Below are 7,167 nucleotides of genomic sequence, written 5' to 3' on the forward strand. Positions count from 1 at the left end.
GGCGGCATTCTCACGAAGGCTTTTATATGCTTCCTTTCCGCCAATTCTTCCCTGCAGGAACTCCTTGTTCTCCTTATTCAGAGCATAGAGGTCATGAATGAGAGATATGAGGTCCTTTTCATCCATTCCGGTTAAACCCGTTTTTATATCCCGCCAGGATGGTGGCGATGAACTCATATATGGAGGTTTGTTGTCTCTGATAATCAGGGTAATGGATGATCCGGGTTTACCGGATATTCTGGTTCACAACAGGAGGAATTTTAGAGGATATTCTAAATCTAAATCTGCGCCAAAACATTTTAGAGGCCCTACTGTGTATCTCCGATACGAAGCAATCGTAACCGCTCCAATTTCCGGGTCCATACACCGCAGATGTTATCGCTGATATTATTCCTCTTTCATGTTTTTATCCGGTATGATTCCCGGGGAATTCTCATCTCAAACCTGGCTCCTACCCCTGGTTCTCCGTTCTCAATAATCGTAATATCGGTCAGTGACAATATCTCCCTGACAAGAAACATCCCAAGACCGGTATTCTTCCCAAAACCTCTCTCAAAGATCTTCTCCTTCTCATCTTCCGCAATCCCTACTCCGTTGTCTTCCCATAATACGAACAGAAAATCATCCTCATTCCGGGCCGATACCCGTATCTCTGATACGGTCATCCCATGACGAATCGAGTTATCAAGCAGGTTAAAAAATACTTTCTCGAGCATGGGGTCGGCAAAGATGGATATTCCCCGGATATCCGTGGTCAGAGTGACAGAAGACGGAAGCTGAGAGCGGGGGATGACCGAATCAATAAGTACCCACTTCGGGTCCTGAGACCCAAGTTCCTCGTATATACGGGTAAATTCAATCTGGATCTGGATATCATTGGTAACGGTATTCATGATCTCGAAATATTCGGTGAGCGATGGATCCACAATTTTTTTCTCCATGAGCTCTAAAAACCCGTAAATAATCGCTATCTTATTGAGGATATCATGCCTTGTGATTCCCGTGAGCAGACCCAGTTGCCGGTTTGCTCTCTTCAATGCATCTTCGGTTCGCTTGCGTTCATTGATATCATGTGATATTCCCTGGATAAGAACAACCCTGCCCTTTTCATCGAAAATTGGAGAATAACTTAAGGAATGCCACTGCCATGAACCGTTTTTATGGAGCAGCCGACATTCAACGGTGCCATGATCTTTCTCCCCGATAACCTTTTTTCTGACAAAATCAACGATTCGGGAATAATCATCCGGATGGATAAACTGTGATGCATGGCTCCCAATTACTTCATTATTTTCATATCCAAATAATCCTGTCCATTTTTCCGGTACATAAGTCATGATGCCATTCGGTGTCATTGAAAAGACAATATCGTTGGCATTCTCCACGAATGATCGGTATTTTTCCTCACTCTTTCGAAGGAGATCTTCAGTCACTTTTCTTTTGCTGATGTCTCTTGTTACTCCGAGAAATCCGGTAACGTTTTTATTGGCATCAAAGGCCGTTGACATTATCAATTCGGCCCAGACGGGAGATCCAACCCGCCTTTTAAACTCCAGTTCAAGGACAACTCTTTCCTCGAGAGGCTTTCCTGCTTTATTTATCTCAAATGCCTGTTTCTGTATTCTTTTAAATGTCTGCAATGAATCCGGAGTCAAAAAATCTTCAAGCCCCATCTCCAATGCTCCTTCCTGGGTGAAACCCAGAGCCCGGGTGATGGATGGTGAGATATATGTCAGTTGCATATTCAAATCTGATGTCCAGATGACATCATGGATATTCTCTGCAAGCAGCCGGTATTTTTCTTCACTTTCAAAAAGAGCGGCCTTAATCTCTTTTACCGAGGTAATAACCCGCATCGAGACCTGGGCTCCGGTCAGGATATTATTGCTTAAAATTGGAACCGCATAAAGGTTTACGAATGCAGATTTTCCCGTTTTGGTCTGAATTCTGATGTTTACATCCTCGACAGATTCTCTTTTCTGCAAGGTGTGGAAAATTCTTTTGAATTCAGCAATATCTAACGGAAAGAGTAATGGTCCGGCATAATCACTCGATTTTCCAATCAGTTCCTGAGAGGTATATCCGGTAATAGTGAGAACGGATGGTGAGATATATGTTGCACAGAGCTGGTCATTAAGGATAATTATCAGATCAGAGGACCGTTCAGCCATTAATCTGAAACGTTCCTCAGACTCTTTGAGTGCCTGTATCATGACTGTTCGTTCAGTCACATCACAGGTGATACCCCTAAATCCTGTTCGGTTTCCGGAAGTATCTTCCAGGGGAAATGATCTGATATTGAGAATCCGCTGACTTCCATCCTTGTGAAGAGCAGGTATTTCAAAGGTGAGCAGCCCTGATTTCCTTACCATCCCATCCTCTAAAATACCCTTCATTTTTCTTCTCCCTTCAGGATTCAGGATGGTTCCCAGGTTATTGCCTATCAGTTCTTCCGGAGAATACCCGATGATAGCACTACTCTGGGGGCTGATATAGGTAAAAACTCCATCAGGGCTGAGATCCCAGATTGCATCCGGAGATGTCTCTACAATCGTCCTGAATTTTTTCTCACTCTCCTGCAATGATTCCTGCAAACTCCTCAGTTCATTGTACTGTTCGCGTAACTCCTCTTCAGTTGCAGATATCTGTTCATATGGAGCGAGTAGGTCATTATGAGCACGTTCCTGTTCAGAATAATCAAAAAATGTTTCAAGAAGGCACTCTCTACCCTGAAAGGTAAAAGGAACAACCGATTTTATGATGGGAACCAGGGTCCCATCAGCGGTGATGAGCGTTCGTTTTGAGTGATCTACCATCTGGTGCAGAGAGCTGACCGGACACTTTCCTTCCTCATCAGGGCAGAGAAAAGCATGACAGAGCCGATTGATGATATTGCGTTTTTCTGTCCCGATAAGGTCTTCTGCTGCCGGATTCACGTCCAGGATCTCATGGGTGTGAGCATCGATTATTGCGATTCCTTCTTTTACCGATGAAAAGATACTGTTCAGATACTCGCTCTTTTCTTTGAGATCAGTTACTGCTCTCCTTCGTTCGATTGCTTTTTTAATCTTATCGGAGAGTTCTGCAAACTGTGATGCGGGGTCACCTCCTTTCTGGAGATAGAAATCCACCCCGTTCTCTATCGCTTTGATAACTACCTCCTCTCTTCCTTTCCCGGTAAAGAGGATGAAAGGAATGTTTTGAAGTTGCTTTCGTACCTCCAGGAGAAATTCCAGGCCATCCATATCGGGCATCTGGTAATCAGAGACGATGGCATCATAGGAGTGAAGGTTGGGTGATGTAAGGGCTTTTTGTGCAGAGGTTAACGTATCAACCCGGAAAGTTCCAGTTCGCTCTAAAAAATGTTTTCCCATGTCGAGAAGTCCTTCCTCATCATCAACATAGAGGATAGATATCGGGGAGGCTATGAGAGGCTGCATCCCTGGTTCATTCTCAAGAGTATTCGTATCTGGCATCGTTTTTATTTTGAAAATGATTAGTTTCCTGATTCATTATCAGTCTGAATTTGCTTTTCTGGATAGTTATCCTTTTAGATTCTGGTTAGTAAAAGGTATCAACATATCATACGTAATAAACAATGACAATCCATTCATTCTCCGGCTCATACTTATAATTTCCTGATCCTCTACGCAAACATTCAAAACACTTGTTGATAGAGTATACACTGGTTGCCATCCTGATCAGGAATATTATATGGAGCTATCAATATCTTCCCGGCAGGTTTCCAGGGGCTGTGGGATAGCGATTACGATCTTTGGCATCTATGGTATTATCGGGTCTATCATCAGTACTGGCATGGTAGCCATGTATCAGGAATCATATATCCCGGTTTCACCAATCAGTCCGGTTTTGTTCGTCCTCCTGGGAGTGGCACTGATGGTTTCAGACTATCAGTATCCTGCTGTGAAATCATACGCTCTCATCACTACAATCATTACGATTCTGGTAGGATTTTTTTATTTTGCTGAATCTGGTGGAGGTATTAATACCGGTTTTCATTCTGCCCTCCTGACCCTGTTTCCTTCGGTTATTGTTGATAAGGCAGGAATGATGTCACCCGTCTCTGCTTTAGGCTTTATTCTTATTGGGATTTCTGCTTTTTCTCTTTTAAAAGGATATACTACATATGCAGGGCTGCCGGCGACTTTCGTTCTCGCAATGAGCATTACATTCATTTTTGGTTATCTTTTAGACTCTCCCCTTATGCACCAAAGTTCCTTCATTCCTGTGTCTCTTCCCTCGGCAATTGGATTTATTCTCCTGTCAGTCGGATATATAACTCAGGCAGGAACAAATGTTCTGCCCCTAACCCTCTTTTCCGGTGAATCTTCCCGGGCAATTTTGATGAGATATCTGCTTCCCAGTTCTATTGGACTCATCATTGCTCTCGAACTTATTGATCATCTCATTACGGATTCATTTCCGTTGAATCCGGCGATAATGATTACACTGCAGGTTCTGATAGCCCTTGTCATCATTTCAGCCGTGGTCATTATCCTATCAGAAACCCTGGGAAGGCGGCTTGATACCATCAATGCATCACTTATTGAGAGTGAGGAGAAGTTTCGAACCCTGTTTGATATGGCACCTCTGGCTGTATCGGTTATGAACTCCCGTGAGCAGTTAGTCCTTGTTAACAAGTATCTTGAAAAAATAATAGGCTATCCGTTATCTGATCTCCTGGGAAAGCGGAGTGACGAAGTGGGAGCGATCTACCCGGATGAACGACGGCATCTTTCCGAAAAACTAAAAAAACAGGGATATTTCAAGGATGAAGAGATAACCGTAGTCACTAGTCAGCGAGAAGTCAGAACACATGTTGTTTCTTCAACTTATGTCATGCTTGAAGGAGAACGTCACATTCTCTCGACAATGGTTGATATAACCGATAGAAAGAAGATTGAAGAGGAACTCAAAAGAAGCAAGGACCAGCTGACAGGTATTGCTGAAACCATACCCGGGGTTGTATTCCAGTTTTATGCAAAGGACTCCGGAGAAATCGGTCTTTCCTATGTGAGTAAAAGGGCCTATGAAATCTTTGGTGAACAAGGGGATCCCTCGTCTTTTCTGCAAAAACTAAAATCCGGTATGATTCCAGATGACCGGGAACCTTTTACAAAGTCAATAAAACAGGCGATAAAATCCGAAACACGATGGGACTTTGAAGGAAGGTTTGTAAAGCCATCAGGAGATCTTCTCTATTTCCGTGGAGTATCAGCGCCGGTTCGGGTTGGGGATGAACTAATTTTCAGCGGGGTAATGCTGGATATTACCAGACAAAAAGAGATAGAGTCAGATCTTCTTGAAAGTGAAAGGGACTATCGTGAACTCTTTAACAATTCAATACTGGGAATTTTCCGGGCAACAGCGGAAGGAGAATTTATCAATCTGAATCCAGCCCTCGCCCAAATGTATGGGTATGACTCCACAGATGAAATGAAAGGGGAATTAACAGGTTTTGGTGAGTCCCTGTATTTCGTTCCTGATGACTGGAGAACAATTCGGGATATCCTTGCCCGTGACGAGGTGATTCAGAAGTTTGAATGTGAGCACAGGGGAAAAGAAGGAAATAATATCTGGGTTTCCATCAATGCAAAGGTAATTTGCAATGATTCCGGCGATCTGCAATATGTTGAAGGGACGGTTGAAGATATTTCCAAGCGTAAATATGCCGAATCTGAACTTATCCGGAAACAGCATGAACTCCAGGAAGCGTATCAGCAACTTTCAGGGGTGGAGGAAGAGCTCAGACATCAATATTTCGAGATAGTAGATGCTCAAAATGAGATAGAAAAGAGAGAGAAGAAATTTCGGCAGCTTTTTGAAGCTAATATTGCCGGCATTGTTCTGCACGAGATAATAATCGATGAATCCGGCGTTCCATGTGACTATCGCTATCTTGATGCCAACTCCGCATTTGAACAGATTACCGGGCATTCTTTCGCTGATATCGTCGGAAAGACTATCCGTGAAGTGAAACCTGACTGTGATCCTGAATGGATAAAAAAATACGGAAAGGTAGCTCTTACCGGTGAACCGATTCATTTTGAAAGTTATGAGGTAAACAAGGACCGTTATTATGATGTGAATGTCTATTCACCGGAGAAAGGACAGTTTACCACGGTCTTCCTAGACATAACTGCACGGAAACTGGCCGAAAATGCCGTCCAGGAGACCAACGAATACCTGGAAAACCTCATCTCCAGTGCTTTTAATCCGATTATGGTCTGGGATAATGACTATGTTATTGCCCGAATCAATTATTCCTGTGAGAACTTCCTTGGAAAAGGTGCAGACTCATTAATCGGCAAAAATCTGTTAGATCTCCTCTCTGCTGATCAGGCAGAAGCTCTGATACAGAAGATAGAACTCTTCCCCGACCAAAGGGTTCGGGATACGATTGAACTGAAGATGGAGCATCAGGATGGTTCTATCCGTACGGTTGTATGGAGTATGTCAACGATTATGGACCCGGCGAAAGAAAAACCGATAGCAACGATTGCCCAGGGCTGGGATGTTACCTCTGAGAGGAAATTAGAAAAAGAGCGGGTGATGGCTATTGAAAAAATCAATGAAAATATTGCAAAACTCGCCATTCTGAATGATGGAATCAGAAATCCTCTCAGTATTATGTTGTGTTTACTTGATATGATAGATACCAAAGAGATCAGGGAAAAAATCCACGATGAGATAATAAGGATTGATCAGATGGTTACAAATTTTGACATAGAGTGGATTAAGTCAGAAAAGGTGCTCAGTTTTTTAAGAAAGCATGAGTAAACGGTTTAAGCATCTGTTTTTTTATACATTCCTTTCGGCACTGATATCTCAAACCGTGCCCCTATTCCTGGTTTCCCATTCTCGGTGATAGTAATATCAGTCAGGGACAAAATTTCCCTGACAAGAAACATCCCAAGACCGGTATTCTTTCCAAATCCCCGTTCAAAGATAAAATCCTTGTCTTCCTCTGTGATACCGATGCCATTATCTTCCCATATCACATCCAGGTAATCCTCATTCTTACGGGTAAATACCCGTATTTTTGAGACCGTTTCTCCGTGACGAAGAGAGTTGTCCAGCAGATTGAAGAACACTTTTTCCAGCATGGGGTCGGCAAGAATGGAGTAATTTTCCAGATTCGTATCT

General features: G+C 43.0%; 3 protein-coding genes. 1 reads left to right on the forward strand and 2 read right to left on the reverse strand.

What is annotated here, in order from left to right:
• Window positions 1-398 precede the first annotated feature (398 nt).
• Complete coding sequence (locus tag DLD82_RS17840) at window positions 399-3,476, reverse strand: PAS domain S-box protein (protein ID WP_109942485.1); 3,078 nt, start codon at window positions 3,474-3,476, stop codon at window positions 399-401.
• Window positions 3,477-3,714: 238 nt separating this feature from the next.
• On the opposite strand from DLD82_RS17840, the gene DLD82_RS17845 reads away from it, so the two are divergent.
• Window positions 3,715-6,801 carry a PAS domain S-box protein gene (locus DLD82_RS17845; protein WP_109942486.1) on the forward strand — a complete coding sequence of 1,029 codons (3,087 nt, stop codon included), beginning with the start codon at window positions 3,715-3,717 and terminating at the stop codon, window positions 6,799-6,801.
• Between the two features lie 5 nt (window positions 6,802-6,806).
• Here the strand turns inward: DLD82_RS17845 and DLD82_RS17850 are convergent.
• A partial coding sequence (locus DLD82_RS17850; protein WP_146199856.1) for a sensor histidine kinase occupies window positions 6,807-7,167 on the reverse strand: 361 nt, incomplete at its 5' end.

It is taken from the genome of Methanospirillum stamsii, assembly GCF_003173335.1.
In the GTDB taxonomy this organism is placed as follows: Archaea; Halobacteriota; Methanomicrobia; order Methanomicrobiales; family Methanospirillaceae; genus Methanospirillum; species Methanospirillum stamsii.

Coding starts and splice junctions, on each gene's coding strand:
- DLD82_RS17840 (WP_109942485.1), bottom strand. CDS start 3,476: ATGCCAGATACGAATACTCTTGAGAATGAACCAGGGATGCAGCCTCTC.
- DLD82_RS17845 (WP_109942486.1), top strand. CDS start 3,715: ATGGAGCTATCAATATCTTCCCGGCAGGTTTCCAGGGGCTGTGGGATA.